The sequence below is a fragment of the Arthrobacter sp. TE12232 genome (genome assembly GCF_054062615.1).
The window spans coordinates 1,481,701-1,505,749 of the sequence record NZ_JBSSFK010000001.1; the positions used below are offsets into that span (position 1 = coordinate 1,481,701).

Here is a 24,049-nt window from a genome sequence, read left to right on the forward strand (position 1 = left end):
GCACTACGTGACTGCTAGTTCAGGACTCATCAATTCGTGTCACCTGGCGCTCTTGTTTCGAGGATTTCTCCGGAATGACGAATGTCCCGAAGAATTTCCCCGCCTCGAACTTTCAACTCGGAAATGCTGGAAACGCCCACTAACGTCATCGTACGCCGGAGTTCATCTGCGAGGATCTCAATGATGCGCCCGACACCCGGTGAGCCGGCCGCCACCAATCCGTAAAGGTAGGCCCTGCCGATCGCACAGGCATCGGCTCCGAGTGCCAACGCCTTGAGGATGTCGTTCCCTCGGCGGATGCCTGAGTCCACATAGATCTCGATCGAATCGCCCACCCGCTGCCGCGATTCCTGGAGGACATCCATGGGGCTCAGCATGTGGTCGAGCTGGCGTCCGCCATGATTGCTCAGCTGGACGGCGTCCAGGCCAATGCGGGAGGCCTTCGCCACGTCGGCCGGGTTGACGCAGCCTTTCAGCACGATCTTGCCATGCCAGGCCTGCCGCAAGGCTTCCAGTTCCGTCCATCCGCTGGTCGCATCCGAGTGGCCAAGGATGTCCTGCCACATGGACGGGGTAACAACAGAGGTGGCCGCGGCACTGCGCGGATCCAAATTGGGAAAACTGATTCCGTCCGACTTCAGGAAGTTGATCCACCAGGACGGACGTCGGGCGATGTCCGCAATGGTTGACAGCGTCAGCGCGGGAGGCGCGGTGAAGCCGTTGTGGAGGTCCCGTTCCCTGGAACCCAGCGCCCGCGTATCGACGCCGACAATCAGGGTGTTGAACCCTGCGGCGTCGCAGCGCGCCAGTTTGTCCTTCAACGCCTGGGCGTTGGAGGTGAGCCCGAAGTTGAACCAGCGGTCAAGAGACGGGTGGCGCTCGGCGATCGTTTCCATCGCCACGGTGCTCAGCCCGGCCAGCCCGTAGGGGATGCGGGCCCGGTCCGCGGCAGCAGCGACGGCCAGCTCCCCCTCGGGATGGAACAGCCGGGTGGCCCCTGTGGGTGTCAAGGTGAGGGGCAGGGCACTGTCTTTTCCGAGCAGGGTCGTCGTCGTATCGGGTCCGGACACCGGACCCCAAGTGGGCATGAGTGCCCAGGCGTCGAAGACAGCCCGGTTGCGGCGGAGAGTCACTTCGTCTTCAGACCCGCCGTCGAGGTAGTCGAAGATCCCTGCCGGCAAGACCTTCTTTGCCGATTTCCGGTATTCCTCGACGTTGTAGGCGCCCGCCAGCACACGCCGTTGGCGGGACAATACGGGAGCCTTGATCTGGATAAGCTGCCTGGCATCGCTGAATTTCAATGAGGGCCTCCCGTTGCGTGCTTGCGTTATCGTTCGGCCTGCGGGGCCGAAGACGCGGACGCCGTGGACCCTGCGTCCCGGTGCCCCCACGCCAGCTCACGGAGCCGGACCAGATCCAGCGCCGGCTGGGCGGGCGGGACGCCGGGACGTTTCCGCGGAACCAGGACCCGCAGGGCACCGGGTTCGATGCTGCACCGCACTGGCGTGCTCATCTGCAGGGCCTCGCCGTCCACACCGACGGGGATTGCGGGCACGTCTGCGTCAACCACCACCTCCACCGCGGCGCGTTGGATCAGCCCGTGCTTGGTCGCGCGGCGCAGCAGGCCCACGGCTTCACGGGTGGTGGCGGCGGAAATCGTCACCGCGCCGAGCACGCCGCGGTCCAGCCGGGTCCGCCGGCCCAGGCCCGCGAGGTCGTTGCTGCCGTAGGGGCCGTTGCTCACCAGCACCGCCTGCGGTCCGTCCACCGTCACGCCGTCCATCTGGGCTCGCAGCCGCGTGCCTTTGTCCCCCTTGATCAGGTCCGGCAGCATCTGCAGCACGGTGCCGGCCTTGTCATCGCGGTACTCCGGGCTCTGCACCACCTCCGCGTACACGCCGAAGGAGGCGTTGTTGACAAAGGTGCGGCCGTTGATCTTGCCGAGGTCCACGTTTAGCTCGACCCCGTCGCGGAGGGCATCCAGGCAGCCGGTCGGATCCTCCCGGTCCAGCCCGAGATCGAGGGCGAAGTGGTTGCGGGTGCCGGCACTGATCACCAGGAACGGCAGGTTGTGCTCGGCCGCGATGCCGGCCACGAGCGCCTGGGTTCCGTCACCGCCGGCGACGCCGAGCAGATCCGCCCCGCGCTCTACCGCCTGCCGGGCCAGCGCATCGACATCCACCGGGCCCGGGCCCTCGAGGAGCGCCACCTCGGCGCCGAGTTCCTCCGCCTTCCGTTGGAGGTCGAACTTCACCACCTTGCCACCGCCGGAACGCGGATTCATCACCAGGAAGGCATGCCGCCAGGTGGGAGCGGGGTACTCGGGCATCTTTGAGCCTTCCCGGCTCTCCCGGAGGGCCGCGCGGGCACACACCAACGCCACGAACACGAGCCCCACCGTGACCATGACCTCCCACAGGAGTCCGGCTTGAACGAACAAGAACAACACGACCAGCGGGGCGAGCACCGCCAGTCCCAGTGCGCACCAGCGCAGGACTCCACGGCTGATGAGGAACCAGTAGATCCCGACCATGGTCACCACGAGGCCGCCGGCACCCGTCAGGAGCAGTGCGATGGTTCCTGCCAAACCCGCAGCCGCCAGGGGAACGAGCGCCGCGCAGACGATCGCGACGTAAGCGGCCCTGGCCCACCACCGCCGGGTCTGTGGGACTTCGTCGAAAGGGATGACAGTCATATCCTGCTCCTTGCGGTAATCCGGCCCCTGGTCGATCGACCGGTCTCCCCGCCTGCGGCTGTGCCGTCAGGTATTGATTTTGGCCACGGTCATCAGGATCGCCGAGTCCTCTTCCGCTTCCAGGCTGTGCAGCCCGTCGGGCACGATCAGCAGGTCGCCGGTCTTGCCCTGCCAGGATTCGTTGCCGGCCCGAAGCCGGACACAGCCGCGGAGCACAAACACGGTCGCTTCGCCGGGGTTCTGATGCTCGCTCAACTGCGTCCCCGCCCTGAATGCCATGACGGTCTGGCGAAGAACTTTCTCATGTCCGCCAAACGCAGTATCTGCCGCACGTCCGCTGGGGGCCGCCACCGCAGCTGCAATCTGCTGCCGGGCAAGGGCATCAAGCGATATCTTCTGCATGGGGCCACCCTACTCAGAAACACGTTCTCTGCCGAGGGTCCTTTGTCCCGTACGCCCCGGACCGGACCGATCCCGGGCGCACGAGTTTCGTAACTCTTCGGGCACGTCCTACGCTGAAATCAACGGCCCGCACCATGGCCGCCCCGCTTCACCGCAAACTGTCGCAACGGAGCTGCAATCATGACCGAGGCCGTCGCTTCCAGCGCGGATCCGCCGGTACCGGACGCCCCGGCGCCCCCGGTTCCAGCGCTCCCGGCGCCCCAGCTCCCTCCGCCCCAGCCTCCAGTGAACGACGACGCCGACCTCCGCCACCTCGCCGACGTCACCTTTGGCCTGGCGCACCTCCGGGAAGGCCAACTCACCGGGATGCGCGCCCTCGCCGCCGGGCGGGACGTCCTCGCCGTCATGCCCACCGGCTACGGGAAGTCGGCCATCTACCAGGTGCCCGCCCTCTTGCTGCACCGACAGCAGCAGCGGCCCACCGTCGTCGTGTCCCCGCTGATTTCCCTGCAGGAGGACCAACTGGACGGGTTGCGGGACGCCGCGGGGCCGGCCGTCGCCGTCGCGGTCAACTCCTCACACAGCGCCGGGGAACAGGAGCACGCCTGGCAGGAGGTGGAAACCGGCGAGGCTGCGTTCCTCTTCCTCGCGCCGGAACAGCTCGCCAGGACCAGCACAGTGGAGCGGATCGCGGCCCTCAACATCGCCCTGTTCGTGGTGGACGAGGCCCATTGCGTCTCCGCCTGGGGCCACGATTTCCGGCCCGATTACCTCCGGCTCGGCGAGGTCCGCGAGCGCCTCGGCAACCCGACCACCGCGGCCCTGACGGCCACTGCCTCTCCCCCGGTGCGCGAGGAGATCCTGGCCCGCCTCGGCATGATCGGCCCGCTGGTCCTGGTCCACGGCTTCGACCGGCCCAACATCCGCCTGGAGGTGCACCGCCACCATGAGGACAAGGAGAAGCGCCTCGCCGTCGTCGGCCAGGTCGCCCAACTGGTCACCGCGGGGCGCGGGCCCGGGCTGGTGTACGCCGCCAAGCGGAAGGACACCGAGAAGTACGCCGCGAGGCTGGCCCGGAATGGCCTCCGCGCCGCGGCGTACCACGCCGGCCGCACGGCCGCCGAGCGGGAGCTCGTCCATGAGCAGTTCCTCGACGGCCGCCTGGACGTCGTGGTTGCCACCACAGCGTTCGGCATGGGGATCGACAAGCCCGACGTCCGTTTCGTCATCCACGCCGACATCCCCGAATCGTTGGACAGCTACTACCAGCACATCGGCCGCGCCGGACGGGACGGGCAGCCCGCCGTCGCAGTGCTCCACTACCGCTCCGAGGACCTCGGCCTGCGGCGCTTCTTCGCCACCCACACTCCGGACGAGGCCTCGCTGCTGGCGGTCCTCACCGTGCTGCGGGAGTCGGGCGGCCCGCTCCCGCCACAGACGCTGGCCGAGCGGACAGGCTTCCCCGCCCGACGGATTACCGGCCTGCTGAACCAATTGCAGGACACCGGCGCCGTCACAGCACACGACGGCGTCCGGCTCGAGGTGGCACTAGGCCCGGCGGCGGAGCCCGCCCGCGTGGTGGAACGCGCCGTCGAACTCGCCGCAGCCCGCGAGCGCGTGGACAAGTCCCGCATCGCGATGATCCGCAACTATGCCGAAACGCACCGCTGCCGCCGCCAGTTCCTCCTCGGCTACTTCGGTGAAGACCTGCCCGAACCTTGCAGGAACTGCGACACCTGCACCGAAGGCACCGCGCTGCTCTTGGAGCACGGGCACAACGGCCAGCACGACGGCGGGGCTGCCGCCGTCGGTGATTCCGCAGTCGGTGTTTCCGCGGCCCGCATCTCCGCCAACATTTCCGCCAGCGGTGCTGAGGCGTTCCCGCTGAACTCCCGAGTGGAGCATGCCCTCTGGGGTCCGGGCCTGGTGATGGGGCACGACGGCGACCTCATCACGGTGCTGTTCGACCGCGAGGGCTACCGGACGCTGTCCCGCAAAGCCGTCCTGGGCCACGGGTTGCTGACGCTCAGTACACCACCCGGAAACTAGTAAACGCGCCCGTCGCCGCCGACACGGACTCCTGGACGTCCTCCACCCGGCCCGGCGCCTCCGACGAGCGCAGCCAGCGCCGCAACTCCAGCACCACAGGCTGCGGCCCCTCCGCCACAATGCCTACAGAGCCGTCGTCGTTGTTCCTGACAGTGCCGGTCAGCCCAAGGTCCTCGGCCTTCCGCACCGTCCAGTACCGGAAGCCGACCGCCTGAACCACGCCGGACACCCGCGCGTTCAGCCGCACGGGCTCCCCGGCATCCGCGGAAAACTGCCCAGGGTGCTTGTCAGTCATGCTCCCAATGTAGCGCCCGGCACGGCCAGAGGATTGGTCTTACAGCTTGGCCTCACGGATTTGGTCTCACCCACCAGACACTAAGGGACCTTAGCCTCTTATTCGTGGCTGCAGTCCGCGCAAGGCTGGCTGCCAGCACTACGGCTTGTCGAAAACCGGCAACAGCACAAGGAAGTGCTCTTAACCTCCCCGGCAGCAACAACTGCCCGAAAGGACAAGACGATGGCTGGACAGTTCGAAATCTTCACTGACTCGGAATCCAACGTCCGGTTCCGGCTTCTCGCCGCCGACGGAACCGTATTGGCCATTTCCACAGCATTCGACGACAAGCGCCAGGCGGCGGACGGCATCATGGCCGTGCGCGAGTGCGCAGGCACCGGGCTGATCAGTGAGGCCCGCAGTAACCCGTGGACAGGGCCGCGCACTAGCAGGAGCGCCTCGCCGGGGCCGATAAGCCGTCGACGGCGGCATTTGCCCGCCGTATAGCCGGGCTACTTCGCCGGCTCGCTCACCGCACCCTTTGCAGGCCGAAGCGACGTGATCATCTTCCGGACATCCTGGTACTCCGCCGTGGTGGCATAGAGTTTCGCCTTCGCGAGGTATGGCAGCCCGGGGTCCCCCGGCGTCGTGTTATTCGCCGGATTGTAGGCCTGGCCGAATAGCGCTCCGCTGGGCGGCCAGAGGAAGAGCTGGAACATCGGGCACGCCGTAGGCCCCGTCTCAGGCGGCATCATGGTGATTCCGTACGACGCGATGGTTGGCGGCGACGCTTGCGCCGCACTGAAGTCACCGCGGGCCTCGAAGACGTAGCGCGGCCCGTTCTGGTCCGCCGAGCCGGGTTCGGTGAGCGCCTGCATCGGCTGCGAATCGATCAGCAGGTAGGGCTGCTGATCGCCGCATTCGGTGCCTGTGACCACGTTGGTGCGCAGCGCGGCCATCTGCTTCCCGGCGGCGTTCACAACGTCCACGAATTCGCCTCCCAGCGGCGCCTGCCCGGCGGGATCCTTGACGACCCAGGCGGCCGGATAGTCGAAACTCAGCGTCCCGTCCGACGTCGTGAACGTCTTCCAGTCCGACGACGGCGGCCCCACCGCCGTCGCCGAGCCGTCCGGCGGCGATGTTCCCGGCGATGTTCCCGATGCTGTTCCCGAAGAGCTTCCCGGCGTTGCCGATGAAGCGCCCGGCGACGCGGTCCCGGACGCTGTCCCCTGCTCTGTTCCCTGCTCTGTTCCCTGTGACTTTCCAGGCGTCGCCGTGTCCGATGTCGAGCCTGCCGTCGTCGCAGCGCCGGAAGGCGCCGGCGGCCCAGCGGGCGAACCGCAGCCGACCAGCAGCAGAGCCGCGACCGTCAGCGCGGACAGTACAGGAGCGGGAACCGCTGCCGGAGCCACTGCCGAACCGGCGGAAGACGCCGCCCGTCCCTTCATCCCCATTGCCACGAGCCCGGCCGCCTCTACTGCCCCGCCGGCCGCAGCGAGGTGATCATTCTCTTGACGTTCTGGTATTCGGCGGTGTTCATGTACGCCTCCGGGGTGTCCACATTGGGCTCGTTGCCGGGGGTGGTGTCGAAGGGGTTGTAGACGCCGCCGAACGAGGCTCCGCCGGGAGGCCAGGTGAAGTAGTGGAAGATCGGGCAGGCGTCGGGGCCGGCCGGTTTGGGTGCCGAGCTGAGGCCGTACGCCATGACGTTGGCCTTCGTGGGGTCCTTCTCCGCCGGATAGAGCCGCAGTTCAAAGATGAAGTGAGGGGTGACCCCTTGCTGGGCCAAAGCGGGCACGGGCACGAGGTCGAGTACCGAGTACGGGATCCTTGGCGTGCATTCGGCACTGGTGGCCACATTGGTCCGCAACGTGGCCAGCGACTTGCCGCCCGGGTTGAGGACCTCCAGGAACACCCCGACGGGAGTGGCCTCGGCGCCGCGGTCCTTGATGGTCCACTCGGCCGGGTGGTCGAACTGCAACTTCCCGTCCGGCGTCTTGAGGGTCTGCCAGTTCGCCGCCGTCGGCGCGGGCGTGTCCGGTGCCGCCGACGGCTCAGTCGGCGCGGTATCGGCGGCGCCGCTGCTGGCGGGCGCGGAGGTCAAAGGCGGCACGGTCGGCATGGTTGGCGACGGCGAACCAGAACCGGAGGGCGAACTGCAGGCGCCGAGCAGCGCCGCAACCAAGACGCCGGCCGATGCTGCCGTGCCGAGTGCCGAAAGTCGACGCATGTCACCCTCCCCCTGGGATTCAAGTGGTTCGACCATTCTCGATCGCCGGGCCGCAGAAACCAGAGCCAAAAGTCCCGCGGCGGCCACGCCGTTCCACGCCGCGGCGGCCACAGAACCGGGCCCGGTGCGGCCGTGGCGCCGCCGAACGAAGCCGAGTGCCCCGGCGTGACGCCACAGCCCGCAGCGGCGTGACGGGACGCACGTTGACATTCCGCCGATTTCAGTTGGCCACGGAAGCTTGCTAGAGCTTAAGTAATGCAAGAGTTCCTGACACAAGCAATGCCGTTCCTGGCCATGGCCCTCGCCGTGGTTGCCGGACTCGTCCTGTCCTGGCTGGTGCGCAAGATTGTGCTCCGGCTCAACCGCAGCAAACCCGAACTGCGCGAGACCTCCCGCGTGGCCCGGCTGCCGCTGCGCTTTTCCCTGTGCCTGATCGCCGTGCGGATCGCGCTGGCCATTTCCACCGGGGACCTCGAATGGCGCCACGCCCTGGACCATCTGCTGCTCATTGCGCTCATCGCCTCCCTGGCATGGCTGGCCATCGCCATGCTGCTGATCGTCGAGGCGATGGTCCTGACCCGGTACCGGGTGGATGTCGCGGACAACCGCCGCGCCCGCCGGCTGCGCACCCAGGTGATCCTGGCCCGGCGGATCGGCGTCGCCTTGATCGTGGTGGTGGCCTTGGGCAGCATGATGCTGACGTTCCCCGCGATCCAAGCCCTCGGCGCCGGGCTGTTGGCCTCCGCGGGCGTGATCTCGATCGTCGCCGGCCTCGCCGCGCAGACCTCGCTGGTCAACGTCTTCGCCGGCATCCAGCTGGCCTTCACGGACGCAATCCGGGTGGACGACGTCGTGGTGGTCCAGAAGGAATGGGGCCGGATCGAGGAAATCACCCTGACCTACGTGGTGGTCCACATCTGGGACGACCGCCGCCTGATCCTGCCCTCGACCTACTTCACCACCACCCCGTTCGAGAACTGGACCCGCCGGCAGTCCGAGGTCATGGGCACTGTGGAGTTCGACCTCGACTGGCGCGCACCGGTCGAAGCGATGCGCGCCGAGCTCAAGAAGGTCCTGGCCGACACGCCGCTGTGGGACAAGCGCGTGGGCATCCTGCAGATCACCGACGCCACCGCCGGCTTCGTCCGGGTGCGCATCCTGGTCAGCGCCGCGGACAGCGCCTCCCTCTTCGACCTCCGCTGCCTGATCCGTGAAGAACTCGTGCTCTTCCTGCAGCAGGACCACCCGACGGCGCTCCCCCACGTCCGCCTCGAACGGCTGCCTTCGGCCGCCACCGCTTCCGCCGCTTCCAGCGCCTCCGACGCCGGGACAGGTCCCCAGCGCCCGGGGTCCCAGCGACCGGGCACTGTCTCCGCCGCGGACGAGCACCACCGGCACGCGGACCCCCACGACTCCCAGCTGTTCACCGGGTCCATCGAGGCGATCCAGCGTTCCAAGGCCTTCTCCGGTCCCGGCGAGGATGTCTTCGAGGACCGCGACAACGCCATCGCCTCGCAGAACTAGCGCCGGGCCGGCCCTAAGCCCGGCAAGGTCTTCCCAGCCCCCGCCAACTGGTCAATAATCAGACGTTGGCGGGGGCAGCAACAGCGCTCTCCCGCATCGCCTGCCGGACCAGCTGAGGAGTCCCATGACGGTCGAACAAGCCCCTGCGGAAGAACCTAAGGCGACGTCAAGCGACTGGTTCCAACGCGCCGTCGTCTATCAGATCTATCCGCGCAGCTTCGCCGACTCCAACGGCGATGGCATCGGCGACCTCCGCGGCATCATCAGCAAACTGGACTACCTGAAGCGCCTGGGGGTCGACGTCGTCTGGCTGTCCCCGATCTATACCTCGCCGCAGGACGACAACGGCTACGACATCAGCGACTACCGCAATGTCGATCCGCTTTTCGGCACGCTGGAGCAGCTCCGGGACCTGACCGACGGGCTTCACGCGCGGGGCATGAAGCTGGTGATGGACCTCGTGGTCAACCACACCTCGGACGAGCACCCCTGGTTTGTTGAATCCCGCTCCTCGAAGGACAACTTGAAACGGGACTGGTACTGGTGGCGGCCGCCGCGCGAGGCGGCTGCTGGCGGGGCTGGCTCCGCGCCGGGCACGGGCTCGGAGCCGAACAACTGGGGCTCGGCGTTCTCCGGGCCCGCGTGGGAGTTCGATCAGGCTACCGGGGAGTACTACCTCCACATCTTCTCGAAGAAGCAGCCGGACCTGAACTGGGAGAACCCCGAGGTCCGCGCGGCGGTCTACGAGATGATGAACTGGTGGCTGGACCGGGGTGTGGACGGCTTCCGGATGGACGTCATCAACTTCATCTCCAAGGACACCTCCCTCCCGGACGGCCCCCGCGGCGACGGCAAGCTCTACGGCGACGGCACCCCCTTCTACATCGACGGCCCCCGCATGCACGAGTTCCTGCAGGAGATGCACCGGGAAGTCTTCGCCGGCCGCACTGGAGAGCTCCTCACTGTCGGCGAAATGCCCGGCGTGACGGTGGAGGAAGCCGTCCTGTTCACCGACCCGGCCCGGGCCGAGGTGGACATGGTGTTCCAGTTCGAGCACGTGGCGCTGGATCAGGAAGAGGGCGACAAGTGGCGGCCTAAGAAACTCCTGCTCACCGAGCTGAAGCAGACCCTGGGACGCTGGCAAGACGGCCTGGCCGAGCGCGGCTGGAACAGCCTGTACTGGGGCAACCACGACCAGGCCCGGGCCGTGTCCCGCTTCGGCGACGACGGTACGTACCGTGAGCTGTCCGCCAAGATGCTGGCGGGCATCCTGCACCTGCACCGCGGCACGCCCTATGTCTACCAGGGCGAAGAACTCGGCATGACCAACATGACCTTCGGTGCGATCAGCGACTACCGCGACATCGAGGTCCTCAACCACCACCGCGAGGCCACCACGCACCTCGGCCATACCGACGCCGAGGTCCTCGCCGCCCTCGCGCCCCTCAACCGGGACAACGCGCGGACCCCGGTCCAGTGGGACGCCTCCCGGCATGCCGGTTTCACTACCGGGGCTCCCTGGATCGCGGTGAACCCGAACGCCAACCACATCAACGCCGCCGCCCAGGTGGATGACCCGGACTCGGTCTTCAGCTTTTACCGCAAGGTGATTGCGCTGCGGCATGCGGAGCCGGTGGTCTCGCACGGGACCTTCACGATGCTCCTGCCGGATGACCCCCACGTCTACGCGTTCACCCGGTCGCTGCCGGGTACCACGTTGCTGGTGCTCGGCAACTTTTCCGGTCAGGACCAGAAGGTGACGCTCGACGACGCCGACGTTGCGGTTGGTGATGTTCCAGCTGGTTGGGACAGCGCGGAACTGGTCCTGGGAAACTACCCTGCAGATGCCGCGGCGCCCCTACTGCATCTCCGGCCCTGGGAGCTGAAGGTCCTGCGCGCCGGAGTAGGGCGGCCGGCTGGATAGACCACCGGACCGGAAGTCCGGCGCAACACACACCATCCGCAGAGACTGAGGGAGCCTGACATGACAATTCCTCCGACACCAGAACCCGATCCGTTTCCGCCGGAACCGGGACCCACGACGCCGCCGCCGGAGCCCGGGGATCCGTTCCCGCCCGAACCAGGTCCGATCACGCCGCCGCCGGTTCCTGGGCCTGAGCCGGGGCCCGAGCCGATGCCAGGACCGGCGCCCACGCCATCACCGGCACCGGGTCCGTTCCCGACGCCCAATCCCCTCCCGATTCCGGATCCAGGCCCGATGCCGCCGCGGCCGGACCCAACCCGGTTCTGATGGGCATCACCGGGCTCTAGCGTCAATCCTCGGCGTGGCTCACCCGGCAATCCCGTGCAGGAAGCTCCGCACTTCCCTATTGAAGGCGTCCGGCGCCTCGACGGCCGCCATGTGCCCGACGTCGGGAATCGTCACGAGCGTCGAGCCCGGGATCCGCTGGTTCATTTCGCGGGCCACGCTGAGCGGCGAGCGGACGTCCTCCGTGCCGTACAGCAGCAGCGTGGGCACCTCTATGGTTGGCAGGACATCGCGATAGTCGGCGTGTGCGTTCGCGTTTAGGAGTGCCCGCATGCCGCTGGGATGGAAGTCGGCCATGATGGCGCTGACTTCTTGCACCACCGCGGGATCGGCACGGTCGGTGAACAACGTGGGCAGCCACACGGGGATGAATTGTTCCGGCGGCTGCTCAAGTTCGGCCAGCACCTGCGCGTAGCGGCGCTCCACTTCCTCGGGCGGCAGGGATCCCGCCCAGCCTGCGTACGCCGAGACCAGCAGCAGCGACGCAGGGGCTGACGGGTGTGTCCGGTAGAGCTCCAGGGCAATGCCGGAGCCCATGGACAGTCCGAGGACGTGCGGCCTGCCGGGCACTGCTTCGCGCAGAAATCCGGCCAGGGCGTCGCCCAAGTCCTTTCCGGTGAAGTCCGGTGGCGGGTCGTCGGAGCCTCCGCACCCGGGGGCGTCCCAGGCGAAAACCGTGAATTCATCCGAGAGCGCGTCGAGCTGCCGCCGCCAGATCCGGCTGTCTTCGTAAGCACCGTGCAGCAGGACCAGCGGCGGCCCCTGGCCCGCACGCTGGTACCGGATTCGCAGGCCCGCGAGCTCGACGGTCTCCACGAGGCAATGCTAGGCCGGTCCGGGGTCCCGGGGCAGGCTCAGGATGCACAATTCCGCCCGCGACGCGCAAATGACCCTTCGATGCCGGAATTCAGGCATCGAAGGGTCATTTGCGCGTCAGCCGGGAAATAGGGTGTCAGAGCCTACGGCAGAACGATGTCCCGGGTGCGGTGGTCGTACTGAATGACCAGGACGCCGCCGTCGTGGTGGACCTCGTGGTTGGGGCCGTCGAAGGTGCCGAACGCGCCGTAGTTTTCGTCCCACGAGCGGTTCAGGGCGATCTTGAAGGTGTAGAAGCCGGCGGGAATGTCCGCGGCGATCTTCCACAGCTGGTCCACCAGGTCCAGTTCCATCTGTACTTCGTCATACTGCGGCGCCCAGTTGGCCGGGGCGCCCAGCAGGATGTTGAAGTCGCCGGCAACCGCAACGGCCTCCGGCTGTTCGATGGTTTCGGTGCTGACGGCCGGCGCTTCTGCCGCCGGGGCTGCCGAAACGGCCGTCGGGGCTTCTGCCGCAGGGGCCTTGGCAGCGGGCTTGCGCTTCCGCACCGCCTTGGCGACGGGCGCAACGGCCTCCTCGACGAGCTTGGCGGCCTTGTCAGCGACCTTACCGGCTGTCGACGGCGCCTTCTCGGCCTTCGCTGCGGTCTTTGCTGTGGCCTTCGCAGCAGTCTTGGCCGGAGCCTTCGTGGCGGGCTTTTCTGCCGGCGCAGACGGCAGCGGGGTGCCGGCCGGAACCGGAGTACCGGCGTCGAGCGCTTCGGCGAAGGCGCCGGGCTCGGCGAAAGCAACCGTGGCGCGCTGGCCGTCGTCAGTGATGGACCAGCCGGAGCGGCCCTTGACCAGCCAGCCGGCCTTGACCAGCTTGGCTGTGGCAGAGGTCAGCGTCTTGTGGCCGCGGGGAATGCCGCCGCTCAGCAGTTCACGTTCGTGGTCATTGAGGGGCACCCGCACGATGGCCTCGCCCAGGACGGCTCCGGCGTTCAGTTTTTCGCCGGTCCATACCTCCTCTGACAGGACATCCAGCACGGCCTTTAGCCGAAGGTTGGTGTTTTCCGCGGTGTTCGCGCCCATGGGTCTCCTTTAGAAGCAATTGATCCACCTGCATTTTGCCAAGGAAACGTTGGTTTTTGCGAGCGGGATCTGTTAACTCTATGTGTCGTGACCCACTATGACAGCGCCAACCGGGGCGCGCGGGGGATCAACTCACCAGTACCCGCCAGTAGCAAAGCAACGCGGGGTCAGTCCCCGCTCAGTCCTCCGTGCTCCACGTAGCCCCCGTGAGAGCCACGTAAGCCGCCACCGCAGCGTCGAGGGTGGGGTAAAAGTGGTGCGGATCGATTTCCTGTTTGAGCCCGTAGAGTTCGATCTTGTCCTTGACCCGGTGTTTGAGCTCGGCAAACACCAGGGACGTGCCCTGCGCGTCGAGTTCGCGGTCCAGCTCGATCAGCACGTCCGCGGCGGTGGTGTCCACGTCCGTGATCGGTTCGGCCGCGAGCAGGATCCACCGCGGCTTGGGTTCGGTCCGGGCCAACTGACGGATGTTGTCGCGGAATGGTTTGACGTTGGCGAAGAACACCGGTGCGTCCCAGCGGTAGATCACCAGTCCGGGCAGATGCTTCGCGTCGGGGTGGAAGTTCACATCGTGAAATCCCTCGTATCCCGGAACCCGCCCGATCACCGTCTCATAGGGCCACCATGCCCGTCGGAAGATGTTGAGAATGGACAGCCCGACGGCGATGCCGATGCCGGGCAGCACACCCAGGAACGCAACCCCGAGGAAGGCAGCAAGCGACAAGCTGAATTCGGCCTTGCTTTGGCGCCACAGACGCACGGTGCCGGGGATGTCGGCCAGGGACACGGACGCCGTGATCACCACGGCCGCCAGAGCCGGCTGTGGCAGGTTCCGGAACAGCCCGGGAAGCAGCACCAGCATGAGGAGCACCAGCACGGCACCCGTCACACCCGTGAGCTGGGTCTTGGCCCCGGAACGTTCCGCGACCGCTGTCCGGGAGCCGCTCGTGCTCACCGGAAAGCCCTGGAAGAAGCCCGCGGCCAGATTCGCGGCACCGATGCCGATCATCTCCTGGTTGCCATGAACCTCTTGGCCTGAGCGTGCCGCAAACGCCGACGAATTCGAAATCGTGTCCGTCAGGGACACCAGCGCAATGCCCAGGGCGCCGGCGAACATCAGTCCGATATCCGAGAGCTCCACGCGGGGAATGGTGAACGGCGGGAAGCCTCGCGGGAGTTCCCCGACAAGGGAGACGCCCCGGCTGGCCAGATCAAAGACGGTGGTCGCCACAATGGCAAGGACCACCATGACGAGCACAGCAGGGACCTTGGGCAGCCACTGCTGCAGGGCAAGTATCAGCACGATCCCGGCGATGCCGACTGCTGCGGCCGCGACCACTGTCTCGCCGTTGGCCACGCCCTGAACAAAGCCGACGAAGTCACCGACGAAGGTATCGCTGTCCACTTTGAAACCGAAGAGCTTCGGAAGCTGGCCCACCAGGATGGTGATTGCGAGGCCGTTCATGTAGCCGATCATGGTGGGTTTGGAGATGAGATCGGCGATGAAGCCGAACTTGGCCACGGACGCCAGGACCATGATGAGGCCGACCATGAGCGCGAGCATCGACGCGAGTGCCACCGCCTTCTGCGGGTCGCCGTCGGAGGCGATGAGCGGCAGGACTGTCGCGGCAATCATTGGACCGAGCGCAGAGTCCGGTCCCAGCACCAAGATGCGGGACGGGCCGAAGACCGCATAGGCGAGCAGGCAGAGGATGGTGGTGTACAGGCCGGTGATCGTCGGCAGTCCCGCCAGCTCCGCATAGGCCATGCCCTGGGGAACGAGCAACGTCGCCAGGACGACTCCAGCGATGATGTCCTTGCCGAACCACTCTCTCTGGTACGTGGCGGGGACGTCGAGCCCAGGCATCACCCCGCGCAGCCATCCGACGCGCCGCTGTCCAGTCTTCGTCATACGTGCACTCTGCCGTTCGGCGCCGCCCGGCGCATCCTCCGGCGAGGGTGAACCGGGCCGGCCGCTGTTCCGTTGTGCCGCTCGCCCGATGGGCCTAGAGTGGCGGTCTGCCCACTGCGCGCCGTCCGGCCGCCCTGTCAGATGCCCGATCGGTGCCGGATCAGGTGCCGGAGGCCGCCCCCGCCGTTCTTTTTGAGGAGATTTCCATGGAAACCCGCACACTCGGTTCGCTCACCGTCTCAGCCCTGGGTTTGGGCTGCATGGGAATGAGTGAGTTCTACGGCCACGGCGACGACAACGAGTCCATCGCCACCATCCAAGCCTTCCTCGACGCCGGCGGAAGCCTGCTCGACACCGCGGACATGTACGGCCCCTTCACCAACGAAACCCTCGTCGGCCGGGCCATCGCCGGCCGACGGGACGACGTCGTCCTGGCCACCAAATTCGGCAACGAACGCCGGGCCGACGGATCCTGGGTGGGCATCAACGGCTCCCCCGATTACGTGCGCGCCGCCTGCGACGCAAGCCTGCAGCGGCTGGGCGTGGACCACATCGATCTGTACTACCAGCACCGGGTGGACAAGACCGTCCCCATCGAGGACACCGTCGGAGCCATGGCAGAGCTGGTCCAGGCCGGCAAGGTCCGGCACCTTGGCCTGTCCGAGGCCAGCGCCGACACCGTCCGCCGGGCCCATGCGGTGCACCCCATCACCGCCTTGCAGACCGAATACTCGCTCTGGGAACGCGAGCCGGAGACGAAGGTGTTCCCGGTGCTCGCTGAGCTGGGCATCGGCTTCGTCCCGTACAGCCCGCTGGGCCGGGGCTTCCTGAGCGGACAATTCCGCAGCCCCGATGACTTTGCGGCGGACGATTTCCGCCGGCACTCCCCGCGTTTCCAAGGCGAGAACTTTGCCCGGAACCTGCAGCTCGTGGATCGGGTCAAGGAACTGGCCGACGCGAAGGGCTGCACCCCGGCGCAGCTGGCGCTGGCCTGGCTGCTGGCCCAGGGCGCGCACATCGTTCCGATCCCGGGCACCAAGAAGCGCGACCGCCTGCGGGAGAACCTGGGGGCCGTCGACGTCGAACTCTCCGCCGAAGACCTCAACCGTCTGGATGAGCTCGCTCCGGCCGGCGTCGCCGCCGGCGCACGCTACCCGAACATGGGCACGATCGACGTCTAAGCGCCACCGCCGTTGCCCTATCACTTATGGCTCCTATCCGGGCGTTTTAGCGACCATAAGTGATAGGGCAACCGTGGTGTTAGACGCCGGACGCCGCCAGTTCGGCCAGCAGCTCGGCTTTGCGCTCGTCGGTGGCGAAAGAGGAGCGGATTGAGTTCGCGGCCATCCTGACGCAGTCAAACTCGGACAGGCCGATCACCGACTTCAGCTGGGCGAAGTTGTCGTCCACGTAGCCACCGAAATACGCGGGATCGTCCGAGTTCACGCTGACGTTCAGGCCCGCGGCGAGCATCGCCGGCAGCGGGTGCTCGGCCAGGGTGTCCACCGCCCGGAGCCGGACGTTGGACAGCGGGCACACGGTCAGCGGCATGAGCTCGTCAACCAGCCGTTCCACGAGGTCCGGATCTTCCATGCAGCGGATGCCGTGATCGATCCGCTCCACGTCCAGCAGGTCCAGCGCATCGATGATGTACGACGGCGGTCCCTCCTCGCCGGCGTGCGCGATCCGGTGCAGGCCGGCGTCCTTGGCCCGGGCGAAGAGCCGCTGGAACTTCGCCGGCGGGTTGCCCACCTCGGCGGAATCCAGGCCGATGCCGGCAATCGGGGCGCCCATGGCGAGCAGCTGCTCCAGCACCTCGAGGGCGGAGTCCTCGGAGAGGTCACGCAGGAAGGCCGCGATCAGCAGGGTGGAAATACCGAACTCCTCCTGGGATCCCGCCAGGACCGAGGCGACGCCGTTGACACACGTCTCCAGCGATACCCCGCGGGACAGGTGCGCCTGCGGGTCCAGCATGATCTCGGCATGCCGCACCCCGGCGAGCGCCGCCCGACTCAAGTAGGCCCGGGTCATGTCCGCGAAGTCCTGTTCGGTCTGCAGCACCGCCATGTTGGCGTAGTACAGGTCCAGGAAGGACTGCAGGTCGGTGAACTCATACCGGGAACGCAACTCGTCCAGGTCCGCATACGGCAGCTGGATCCCGTTGCGCTCGGCGAGCGCGAAGATCAGCTCCGGCTCGAGCGTTCCCTCAATGTGCAAGTGCAGTTCAGCGACCGGGAGTACGTGGGCTTCCTCGGGGAGCTCGGCAAGTTCGGGGGCTTCGGCAAGTTCCGGGGCTTCGCCGCTGTCAGGGTCAGTCGCGGCCGCATCTATGCCGGCGGCGGTTGGGGTACCGGTGCCCGTGCCGGCGTCGTTTGTTTCCATTCGGTAAGGATATGCCTGCACCCCGATACGCCCGCACCGATATGCCCGCACCCCTCCGACACCGATAGAGTCGAATCAATGCAAACTAAACAGCATGCTTCCGATCTGCCCGGCCCCACCGCTCCGGACCTGGCTCCGGGGACCCCCACGGACGGTTTTGTGCGGGTGCGCGGCGCACGGGAGAACAACCTGCGCAACGTGGATGTGGATGTGCCCCGCGACGCGATCGTCGCCTTCACCGGAGTCTCCGGCTCCGGCAAGTCGTCCCTCGCCTTCGGCACTATCTACGCCGAGGCACAGCGCCGCTACTTCGAATCCGTGGCCCCTTACGCCCGCCGGCTCATCCAGCAGGGGCACAACCCCAAGGTGGAGATGATCACCGGGCTGCCGCCCGCCGTCGCGCTTCAACAACGCCGGGGCACGCCGAGTTCGCGCTCCACCGTGGGCACGCTCACCACGCTGTCCAACTCGCTGCGCATGCTCTTCTCCCGCGCCGGCAGCTACCCGGATGGCGCCGCACCGCTGGACTCGGATGCGTTCTCGCCGAACACCGCCGCCGGCGCCTGCCCGGAGTGCCACGGCCTGGGGATCGCGCACACCGTGACCGAATCCTCGCTGGTCCCGGACACCTCGCTCACCATCCGCGACGGCGCCATCGCCGCGTGGCCCGGGGCCTGGCAGGGCAAGAACCTGCGCGACATCCTCACGCACCTGGGCTACGACGTCGACACGCCCTGGCGGAAGCTGTCCAGACCAGACCGCGATTGGATCCTCTTCACCGAGGAACAGCCCGTGGTGGAGGTGACGCCGCAGCGCGACCGCGTCGCCAAGCCCTACAAGGGCCGGTTCTGGAGTGCCAAGAGCTACGTGCTGCACACCCTGGCCGATTCCAAGAGCACCACCATGCGCGACCGGGTGCTGCGCTTCATGGAAACCGGCCCGTGCCCTCGCTGCGGCGGCAGCGGCCTGACGCCCGCCGCCCTGGCCGTGACCTTCGCTGGCCGCACGATTGCCGAGCTCAACGCCGTGCCGATGACGGAGCTGGCGGACATCATCCGCCCCACCACCGAGCTCACACAGGCCGGAACCGCCTCACGCAAACAGTCCCCCGGCAAACAGTCCTCCGCCGAGGGCAACGAGGTGGCCGTCGCGATCACCCGGGACCTCCTGCAGCGCGTCACCGTGCTGCTGGACCTCGGCCTCGGCTACCTCGCCCTGGGCCGCTCCACCCCTACCCTCTCCCCCGGCGAAATGCAGCGGCTGCGGATCGCCACCCAGCTCCGCTCCGGCCTTTTTGGCGTGATTTACGTGCTGGACGAGCCTTCCGCCGGGCTCCACCCCGCCGATGCCGAGCCCCTGCTCGCGGTCCTGGACCAGCTCAAGTCCTCCGGCAACTCGGTGTTCGTGGTGGAGCACAACATGGACATTGTCCGCCGCGCCGACTGGCTGGTGGATGTGGGTCCGCGCGCCGGTGAGGGCGGCGGCGAAGTGCTCTATAGCGGTCCCGTGGCCGGTCTCGCGGAGGTGGACGCGTCGGTCACCCGGCCGTTCCTGTTCCCGGATGGTTCGGACAAAGCGAACGACGACGGCGGTCCGGCCGCCAGCGGCAGCCGCCGGGAAGCCGCGGGCTGGCTGGAACTGCGGGACATCAGCCGCCACAACCTGCGCGGCCTCGACGCCCACTTCCCGCTCGGCGTACTGACCGCGGTCACCGGTGTCTCCGGCTCCGGCAAGTCCACGCTGGTCAGCCAGGTCCTCGCCGAGGTCGTCGGTGCCCGGCTCCACCCGGAGGCCGACGCCGCGGCGACAGCCGCTGAGGACCTGGAGTCCGAGGCCGGCGAGTCCGCGGAGCCGCTCAGCGTTGGCCCGGTCACAGGGCTGGACCGGCTGGACCGGATGGTCAAGGTGGACCAGAAGCCGATCGGCCGTACCCCGCGCTCGAACCTCGCCACCTACACCGGCCTCTTCGACGCGGTCCGCAAGGAATTCGCAGCCACGGACCAGGCCAAGGCCCGGGGCTTCGGGGCCGGACGCTTCTCCTTCAACGTTGCCGGGGGCCGTTGCGAGACCTGCCAGGGTGAAGGCTTTGTGGCCGTGGAACTCTTGTTCCTGCCCGGCAGTTACGGCCCGTGCCCCGAATGCCACGGCTCGCGCTACAACCCGGACACCCTCGAGGTCACCTACCGCGGCAAGAACGTCGCGGAGGTCCTGGGCATGACCGTCAACGCGGCCGCGGAGTTCCTCGCCGAGGTACCGGCGGCGGCACGCAGCCTGGAGACGCTGCGCGAGGTGGGACTGGGCTATCTGCGCCTCGGCCAGCCGGCCACCGAGCTCTCCGGCGGCGAGGCCCAGCGCATCAAGCTCGCCACCGAACTGCAGCGGGCCCAGCGCGGCCATTCCCTTTACCTGCTGGACGAGCCCACCACCGGCCTGCACCCGGCCGATGTCCAACTCCTCATGGCCCAGCTTCACCGGCTCGTGAACGCCGGCAACACCGTCATCGTGGTCGAGCACGACATGGATGTGGTGGCCGCCGCGGACTGGGTGATCGATCTGGGCCCGGCCGGCGGCGACGCCGGCGGTCAGATCGTGGCAACCGGGACGCCCGCCGCCGTCGCGCGCTCCGGGACGAGCCGGACTGCGCCTTACCTGGCCACCATGCTCGGGGTCTGACGCGAACATGTTCGCGTGAGCCAGCGGCGGGATGATAACGGCAGAAACGGGAAAAATAACGTCTTGATAACGGGCAGGCCCTGCCTTAATCTGGTTTGCATGCCCGGCAACCGGGTATTGAATGCCCGGTGCTGCCACCACCAGATACTGCCCGACCGGTAGACACCGTAATGACCTCTAATGTCAGGGGCGGGCAGTGGCGCGACAACGTCCGGGGACGGACCGAGCGCCGGTGGCCCTCAGGAGCATCTGAACCATGAAGAAATCCACCTATGGCACTGCCGCGCGCCGCGGCATCACACTGGCGGCTGTCTCGATTGCAGGCGTCGCATTGTCGGCCTCGGCAGCCAACGCGGCCGCCCCGGCCACAGCCCCCGCCTCCACGTGGGACTCCCTGGCCCAATGCGAAAGTGGCGGCAACTGGGGCACCAACACCGGAAACGGTTACGGGGGCGGGCTGCAGTTCAGCCCCGGCACCTGGGCCGCTTACGGCGGAACAGGCTCTGCGGCCAATGCCAGCCGTGAGCAACAGATCGCCGTCGCCCAGAAAGTGCAGGCCGCCCAGGGTTGGAGCGCATGGCCCGCCTGCGCCGCGAAGCTGGGCCTGCACGGAGGCGCCGGGGCTCCGCAGAGCGCAACAACGTCACGCCAGCCCGCCGCGGTTGCAGCCCCAGCGAGGGTGCCTGTGCGGAATGTAGCGCTCAAGGCGGCCGTCCCGGCACCCCGCCACGTTGCGCCGGTATCAGTCAGTGGCCAGACCTACACCATCCGGAGCGGCGAAACCTTGAGTACGATCGCCGAGAAGCTCAACATTGCCGGAGGCTGGCGCTTGCTGGCCGACGCGAACGCGGCGATCATCAGCAACCCCCATGTGGTGTTCCCGGGCCAGATGCTGCAGCTTCCCGCATAGGCCACCCGCTAAAGCACGACGCCGTTACAGCACGACGCCGGAGCAATCCCGCGAGGGGACGCTCCGGCGTCGTGGTGCGTGAGTGACCCGTGCTTCTCGGGTGGTCGGTGCTGGCTAGGCGGCCTGCGGGATTTCGCGGACAATCTGAAGTTTCCACGCGGCGTCGTCGCTCGTGTCCAGCAGGGCCACGGTGCCCATAGCCAGGTGCAGTGCCACCCGCTTCGCGGCGAGCAGTTCCAGGTAGAGGTTTTCGTTCACGCGCGCAGGGGCGTCGATGACGTACTTCACGGCGTCGCGGACCTTGCGGTAGTTGTCGCTCCGCTCGCGGTGCAGGTGCAGTTCCAGCATGCGGCGCTGCTTGATCCGCGGCTCGTTCCGGTTCAGCCAGGACACTGCGGCGTGGACGCCAACCACCAGGGCCAGTGAGACGACGTAAATCCACCAGCCCGTGTTGAGCAAGAAGAGGGGCAGGTTGGCGATCGCCACGACGGCGATGAAGAGGCGAAGCGCCAGAATCCGCCGCATGGTCAGCGCTACCGATGCCATTGCGGCGCGGAACCCATGCTGTTCCTTACGGGCTGCCACGGGGTCAAGAATGACCTCCTCCAGCACCACAATGCCGTTCGCTTCCGGGTCGAGCAGTTGGCCGTATTTCGGCACAAACGGCATAACAGGGGCTGGATTCATGGCGTGTCCTCCGGGCGGCATTGATGGGGTCCTGCTATATTACGCCCCTTCGTAATGAGCTGTCTGCTTCATTCCAAAATGTGAACATGCCCACGCGCGGTCCTGTGCAATTGGTGGATTCGTCGCGTGGCCTCAAACTGGAGAGATGCAGACTTTCCTCCCCTTCCCCGATTTCCAGCAGAGCGCCGCGGTTTTGGACCGCGAGCGGCTCGGCAAGCAGCGCGTTGAAGCGCTGCAGATTCTGCGTGCGCTGGTGATCCCGGAGTATGGCTGGCAGTCGCACCCGGCCATCCGGATGTGGATGGGGTACGTCCCAGCATTGACGATGTACGGCCTGGCCGTAGTGGATGAATGGACGGCCCGCGGCGGCGAGGACACCACCCGCGAGAAGATCATGGAGTTTGCCCCGCAGGCGGCCCACCCCGACTACGCCTCCAAGATTCCGATGCCGCCGTGGCTGGGCGAGCCGGATTTCCACCTCAGCCACCGGTCCCGGCTGATCGCCAAGGATCCGCGGTTCTATGCCAAGGTCTTCCCGGGCACGGACCCGGACCTGGAGTATGTCTGGCCGGAGCCCAGGCTCGAGCTCGTGCCCGAGGATCCTGCCGGGGAGCGGATGTGGGTCCTGCGCCTGCCGCTCGGCGACACCGGACCGGAGCAGCTGAAGACTGTCAGCCTGCCGCCCGTGGGACGCGCCAAGCCCGCGGCCGATGACGACTACCAGTTCGTCTACGCAGATTCGGGCTCCCGCCGCCCCAAGGTACGCAAACTGCCGCCGAAGCAGCTCGTCAAGAAGCCCACCCGCAAGCGCCAGCAGCAAGAAGATGCGTTCACCACCCTTCCGGGCAACTCCGTGGTCGCCATCCCGGTCAACGGCGGCACCTCCTTCGCCATCGGCAAGGTCCTGGGCCGTCCGATCACCGTGGACGGCCAGTTCGCGCGCAACTTCCAGGTCGACGAGATCGTGGACCGCTCGGCCTTCGATTACCCGGCCCTGCTGCAGGACCCGCGGGCCTTCTTCCCGATTCCGGCGAGGTAGCCGAGCGGCTGCAGCCGAACGACGTCGGGCGGGGTCCGACGTCGGGCGGTGCCTGGCGTCGGGGTCTGGCGTCGGGTCCGCTGGTTCAGTGGGCCACAAGTTCAGTTCAAGTTTTGCCCGGGCCTGTGCGCAGCGCTCCGTGAAGGCTGGCAGACTGGCCCTATGACTGTACTTTTGGCCGGTTGCGGCGATTTGGGCACTGAGGCCGGGCTGCGTTTCGCGGCCGCCGGACACCGTGTGGTGGGCTGGCGTCGCTCGCCGGGCAAGCTTCCGGCTGCGATTGAGGGGGTCGCCGCGGACCTGAGTTCGAGCGAGCTGCCGGCCGTCCCGACGGACACTACCGCCGTCGTCGTCGCGATTGCCGCCGATTCCCCCACGGAAGATGCGTACCGGAGTGCATATGTAGATGGTCTCGCACACGTGCTGGACGCAGTGCTGGCGTCCGGAGCCACCGTCCGCCGGGTCCTGTTTGTGTCCTCGACCGCGGTCTACGGTGACGCCGGCGGCGGCTGGATCGATGAACGCACGACGCCGGAACCCGGCGGGTTTTCTGGCCGCATCATCCGCGAAGCAGAGGAACTCCTCTACCGCCGTTTGAGCGGCACCGGCATCACCCCCGTCGTGCTGCGGCTGGGCGGCATCTACGGTCCCGGCCGGACCCGACTGATCGACCAGGTGCGCGGCGGAACGGCCGTTATTCCGGCGACGTCGCGCTTTACCAACCGTATTCACCGGGACGACGCCGCCGCGGCAATCGTCCACTTGTGCACCATGGATGCGGTCCCCGGGCCCGTGTACATAGGCGTCGACAACGAACCGGCCGAGCTCGGTGACGTGCTGGGCTTCCTGGCGGCCGAGCTGGGACTCCCCCAGCCGGCGTCGGAGTCGGCGGACCCATCGGGCGCGGCATCGACGTCGGGCGGGACTTCGACGTCGGGCGGGGAACCGTCACGGGGTGGCAACAAGCGGGCGAGCAATGCCCGGCTCCGCAGCACCGGCTTCAAGTTCCAGTACCCGAGTTTCCGCGAAGGCTACCGGGCCATTCTTGCCGGGGTCGGCGTCCGGCACCCCTAAAGCCTGCTTCGATCACCGCACACTTCACTACCACCTTCAA

The 24,049-nt window shown here is 67.4% G+C and carries 21 protein-coding genes; 10 read left to right on the forward strand and 11 right to left on the reverse strand.

The genetic code is table 11. The features are described 5' to 3' along the window. Window positions 1-29 precede the first annotated feature (29 nt). The 3 genes from ACVWZ7_RS06500 to ACVWZ7_RS06510 form a co-directional block, all read right to left on the reverse strand. Window positions 30-1,301, reverse strand: coding sequence for an alpha-hydroxy acid oxidase (locus tag ACVWZ7_RS06500; RefSeq protein ID WP_456507339.1), 1,272 nt, complete (start codon window positions 1,299-1,301; stop codon window positions 30-32). 26 nt (window positions 1,302-1,327) lie between these two features. Next, window positions 1,328-2,695 (reverse strand): diacylglycerol/lipid kinase family protein, encoded by a 1,368-nt coding sequence (locus ACVWZ7_RS06505; protein WP_456507340.1) that lies wholly within the window; start codon window positions 2,693-2,695, stop codon window positions 1,328-1,330. A gap of 66 nt (window positions 2,696-2,761) precedes the next feature. After that, a complete protein-coding gene (locus tag ACVWZ7_RS06510; RefSeq protein ID WP_344364471.1) occupies window positions 2,762-3,097 on the reverse strand; it encodes a cupin domain-containing protein in 336 nt (111 codons plus the stop codon). 285 nt (window positions 3,098-3,382) lie between these two features. Here ACVWZ7_RS06510 and ACVWZ7_RS06515 point away from each other — a divergent pair, with 285 nt between their 5' ends. Beyond that, window positions 3,383-5,146, forward strand: coding sequence for a RecQ family ATP-dependent DNA helicase (locus tag ACVWZ7_RS06515; protein WP_456509077.1), 1,764 nt, complete (start codon window positions 3,383-3,385; stop codon window positions 5,144-5,146). Here the strand turns inward: ACVWZ7_RS06515 and ACVWZ7_RS06520 are convergent. Further along, a complete protein-coding gene (locus ACVWZ7_RS06520; protein WP_456507341.1) occupies window positions 5,124-5,441 on the reverse strand; it encodes an acylphosphatase in 318 nt (105 codons plus the stop codon). The genes ACVWZ7_RS06515 and ACVWZ7_RS06520 overlap by 23 nt on opposite strands. A 222-nt stretch (window positions 5,442-5,663) precedes the next feature. On the opposite strand from ACVWZ7_RS06520, the gene ACVWZ7_RS06525 reads away from it, so the two are divergent. Further along, window positions 5,664-5,927: a YegP family protein gene (locus ACVWZ7_RS06525; protein WP_456507342.1), complete on the forward strand. Its 264-nt coding sequence runs from the start codon at window positions 5,664-5,666 to the stop codon at window positions 5,925-5,927. Between the two features lie 5 nt (window positions 5,928-5,932). Here the strand turns inward: ACVWZ7_RS06525 and ACVWZ7_RS06530 are convergent, their stop codons facing one another. Beyond that, on the reverse strand, window positions 5,933-6,532 hold the full coding sequence (locus tag ACVWZ7_RS06530) for a hypothetical protein (RefSeq protein WP_456507343.1): 600 nt from the start codon (window positions 6,530-6,532) through the stop codon (window positions 5,933-5,935). On the opposite strand from ACVWZ7_RS06530, the gene ACVWZ7_RS06535 reads away from it, so the two are divergent. After that, window positions 6,498-6,923 carry a hypothetical protein gene (locus ACVWZ7_RS06535; RefSeq protein ID WP_456507344.1) on the forward strand — a complete coding sequence of 142 codons (426 nt, stop codon included), beginning with the start codon at window positions 6,498-6,500 and terminating at the stop codon, window positions 6,921-6,923. The genes ACVWZ7_RS06530 and ACVWZ7_RS06535 overlap by 35 nt on opposite strands. Here ACVWZ7_RS06535 and ACVWZ7_RS06540 read toward each other — a convergent pair. Then, window positions 6,895-7,650: a hypothetical protein gene (locus ACVWZ7_RS06540; protein ID WP_456507345.1), complete on the reverse strand. Its 756-nt coding sequence runs from the start codon at window positions 7,648-7,650 to the stop codon at window positions 6,895-6,897. The two genes, ACVWZ7_RS06535 and ACVWZ7_RS06540, sit on opposite strands and share 29 nt — an antisense overlap. Window positions 7,651-7,905: 255 nt before the next feature. Here ACVWZ7_RS06540 and ACVWZ7_RS06545 point away from each other — a divergent pair, with 255 nt between their 5' ends. Both ACVWZ7_RS06545 and ACVWZ7_RS06550 read left to right on the forward strand, forming a co-directional pair. Beyond that, complete coding sequence (locus ACVWZ7_RS06545; RefSeq protein ID WP_456507346.1) at window positions 7,906-9,174, forward strand: mechanosensitive ion channel family protein; 1,269 nt, start codon at window positions 7,906-7,908, stop codon at window positions 9,172-9,174. 124 nt (window positions 9,175-9,298) lie between these two features. Then, the gene (locus tag ACVWZ7_RS06550; protein ID WP_456507347.1) at window positions 9,299-11,098 is read left to right on the forward strand and encodes a glycoside hydrolase family 13 protein; all 1,800 of its coding nucleotides are present in this window, start codon (window positions 9,299-9,301) and stop codon (window positions 11,096-11,098) included. Between the two features lie 366 nt (window positions 11,099-11,464). On the opposite strand, the gene ACVWZ7_RS06555 is transcribed toward ACVWZ7_RS06550, so the two are convergent. From ACVWZ7_RS06555 to ACVWZ7_RS06565, 3 genes are all read right to left on the reverse strand, one after another. Next, window positions 11,465-12,259 carry an alpha/beta fold hydrolase gene (locus tag ACVWZ7_RS06555; protein ID WP_456507348.1) on the reverse strand — a complete coding sequence of 265 codons (795 nt, stop codon included), beginning with the start codon at window positions 12,257-12,259 and terminating at the stop codon, window positions 11,465-11,467. A gap of 143 nt (window positions 12,260-12,402) precedes the next feature. Beyond that, window positions 12,403-13,332 (reverse strand): pullulanase X25 domain-containing protein, encoded by a 930-nt coding sequence (locus tag ACVWZ7_RS06560; protein ID WP_456507349.1) that lies wholly within the window; start codon window positions 13,330-13,332, stop codon window positions 12,403-12,405. A gap of 178 nt (window positions 13,333-13,510) precedes the next feature. Then, window positions 13,511-15,244 carry a SulP family inorganic anion transporter gene (locus ACVWZ7_RS06565; protein ID WP_116768093.1) on the reverse strand — a complete coding sequence of 578 codons (1,734 nt, stop codon included), beginning with the start codon at window positions 15,242-15,244 and terminating at the stop codon, window positions 13,511-13,513. Window positions 15,245-15,450: 206 nt separating this feature from the next. On the opposite strand from ACVWZ7_RS06565, the gene ACVWZ7_RS06570 reads away from it, so the two are divergent. Then, a complete protein-coding gene (locus ACVWZ7_RS06570) occupies window positions 15,451-16,425 on the forward strand; it encodes an aldo/keto reductase (protein WP_344364451.1) in 975 nt (324 codons plus the stop codon). Window positions 16,426-16,504: 79 nt separating this feature from the next. Here ACVWZ7_RS06570 and ACVWZ7_RS06575 read toward each other — a convergent pair whose 3' ends face one another. Beyond that, window positions 16,505-17,626, reverse strand: coding sequence for an adenosine deaminase (locus ACVWZ7_RS06575; RefSeq protein ID WP_456507350.1), 1,122 nt, complete (start codon window positions 17,624-17,626; stop codon window positions 16,505-16,507). A gap of 78 nt (window positions 17,627-17,704) precedes the next feature. Between ACVWZ7_RS06575 and ACVWZ7_RS06580 the strand changes: the two genes are divergently transcribed. Together ACVWZ7_RS06580 and ACVWZ7_RS06585 are read left to right on the forward strand one after the other, a co-directional pair. Then, window positions 17,705-20,299 carry an ABC transporter gene (locus ACVWZ7_RS06580; protein WP_456507351.1) on the forward strand — a complete coding sequence of 865 codons (2,595 nt, stop codon included), beginning with the start codon at window positions 17,705-17,707 and terminating at the stop codon, window positions 20,297-20,299. 256 nt (window positions 20,300-20,555) lie between these two features. After that, window positions 20,556-21,209, forward strand: a complete 654-nt coding sequence (locus ACVWZ7_RS06585) for a LysM peptidoglycan-binding domain-containing protein (RefSeq protein ID WP_456507352.1) — start codon at window positions 20,556-20,558, stop codon at window positions 21,207-21,209. 114 nt (window positions 21,210-21,323) lie between these two features. On the opposite strand, the gene ACVWZ7_RS06590 is transcribed toward ACVWZ7_RS06585, so the two are convergent. Next, window positions 21,324-21,896, reverse strand: coding sequence for a hypothetical protein (locus tag ACVWZ7_RS06590; RefSeq protein WP_344364441.1), 573 nt, complete (start codon window positions 21,894-21,896; stop codon window positions 21,324-21,326). A 145-nt stretch (window positions 21,897-22,041) separates the two neighbouring features. Here ACVWZ7_RS06590 and ACVWZ7_RS06595 point away from each other — a divergent pair, with 145 nt between their 5' ends. Continuing rightward, window positions 22,042-22,935 carry an MSMEG_6728 family protein gene (locus ACVWZ7_RS06595; protein WP_456507353.1) on the forward strand — a complete coding sequence of 298 codons (894 nt, stop codon included), beginning with the start codon at window positions 22,042-22,044 and terminating at the stop codon, window positions 22,933-22,935. Between the two features lie 162 nt (window positions 22,936-23,097). Continuing rightward, entirely contained in the window at window positions 23,098-24,009 is a 912-nt protein-coding gene (locus tag ACVWZ7_RS06600) for an SDR family oxidoreductase (RefSeq protein ID WP_456507354.1), read from the forward strand. Window positions 24,010-24,049: the final 40 nt, after the last annotated feature.

Excerpts from the sequence above, each read along its gene's own strand:
- ACVWZ7_RS06550 (WP_456507347.1), top strand. The coding sequence starts at position 9,299 with ATGACGGTCGAACAAGCCCCTGCGGAAGAACCTAAGGCGACGTCAAGC.
- ACVWZ7_RS06565 (WP_116768093.1), bottom strand. The coding sequence starts at position 15,244 with ATGACGAAGACTGGACAGCGGCGCGTCGGATGGCTGCGCGGGGTGATG.
- ACVWZ7_RS06505 (WP_456507340.1), bottom strand. The coding sequence starts at position 2,695 with ATGACTGTCATCCCTTTCGACGAAGTCCCACAGACCCGGCGGTGGTGG.
- ACVWZ7_RS06540 (WP_456507345.1), bottom strand. The coding sequence starts at position 7,650 with ATGCGTCGACTTTCGGCACTCGGCACGGCAGCATCGGCCGGCGTCTTG.
- ACVWZ7_RS06570 (WP_344364451.1), top strand. The coding sequence starts at position 15,451 with ATGGAAACCCGCACACTCGGTTCGCTCACCGTCTCAGCCCTGGGTTTG.
- ACVWZ7_RS06560 (WP_456507349.1), bottom strand. The coding sequence starts at position 13,332 with ATGGGCGCGAACACCGCGGAAAACACCAACCTTCGGCTAAAGGCCGTG.
- ACVWZ7_RS06595 (WP_456507353.1), top strand. The coding sequence starts at position 22,042 with ATGCAGACTTTCCTCCCCTTCCCCGATTTCCAGCAGAGCGCCGCGGTT.
- ACVWZ7_RS06520 (WP_456507341.1), bottom strand. The coding sequence starts at position 5,441 with ATGACTGACAAGCACCCTGGGCAGTTTTCCGCGGATGCCGGGGAGCCC.
- ACVWZ7_RS06580 (WP_456507351.1), top strand. The coding sequence starts at position 17,705 with ATGCAAACTAAACAGCATGCTTCCGATCTGCCCGGCCCCACCGCTCCG.
- ACVWZ7_RS06510 (WP_344364471.1), bottom strand. The coding sequence starts at position 3,097 with ATGCAGAAGATATCGCTTGATGCCCTTGCCCGGCAGCAGATTGCAGCT.
- ACVWZ7_RS06600 (WP_456507354.1), top strand. The coding sequence starts at position 23,098 with ATGACTGTACTTTTGGCCGGTTGCGGCGATTTGGGCACTGAGGCCGGG.
- ACVWZ7_RS06575 (WP_456507350.1), bottom strand. The coding sequence starts at position 17,626 with ATGGAAACAAACGACGCCGGCACGGGCACCGGTACCCCAACCGCCGCC.
- ACVWZ7_RS06585 (WP_456507352.1), top strand. The coding sequence starts at position 20,556 with ATGAAGAAATCCACCTATGGCACTGCCGCGCGCCGCGGCATCACACTG.
- ACVWZ7_RS06590 (WP_344364441.1), bottom strand. The coding sequence starts at position 21,896 with ATGAATCCAGCCCCTGTTATGCCGTTTGTGCCGAAATACGGCCAACTG.
- ACVWZ7_RS06545 (WP_456507346.1), top strand. The coding sequence starts at position 7,906 with ATGCAAGAGTTCCTGACACAAGCAATGCCGTTCCTGGCCATGGCCCTC.
- ACVWZ7_RS06525 (WP_456507342.1), top strand. The coding sequence starts at position 5,664 with ATGGCTGGACAGTTCGAAATCTTCACTGACTCGGAATCCAACGTCCGG.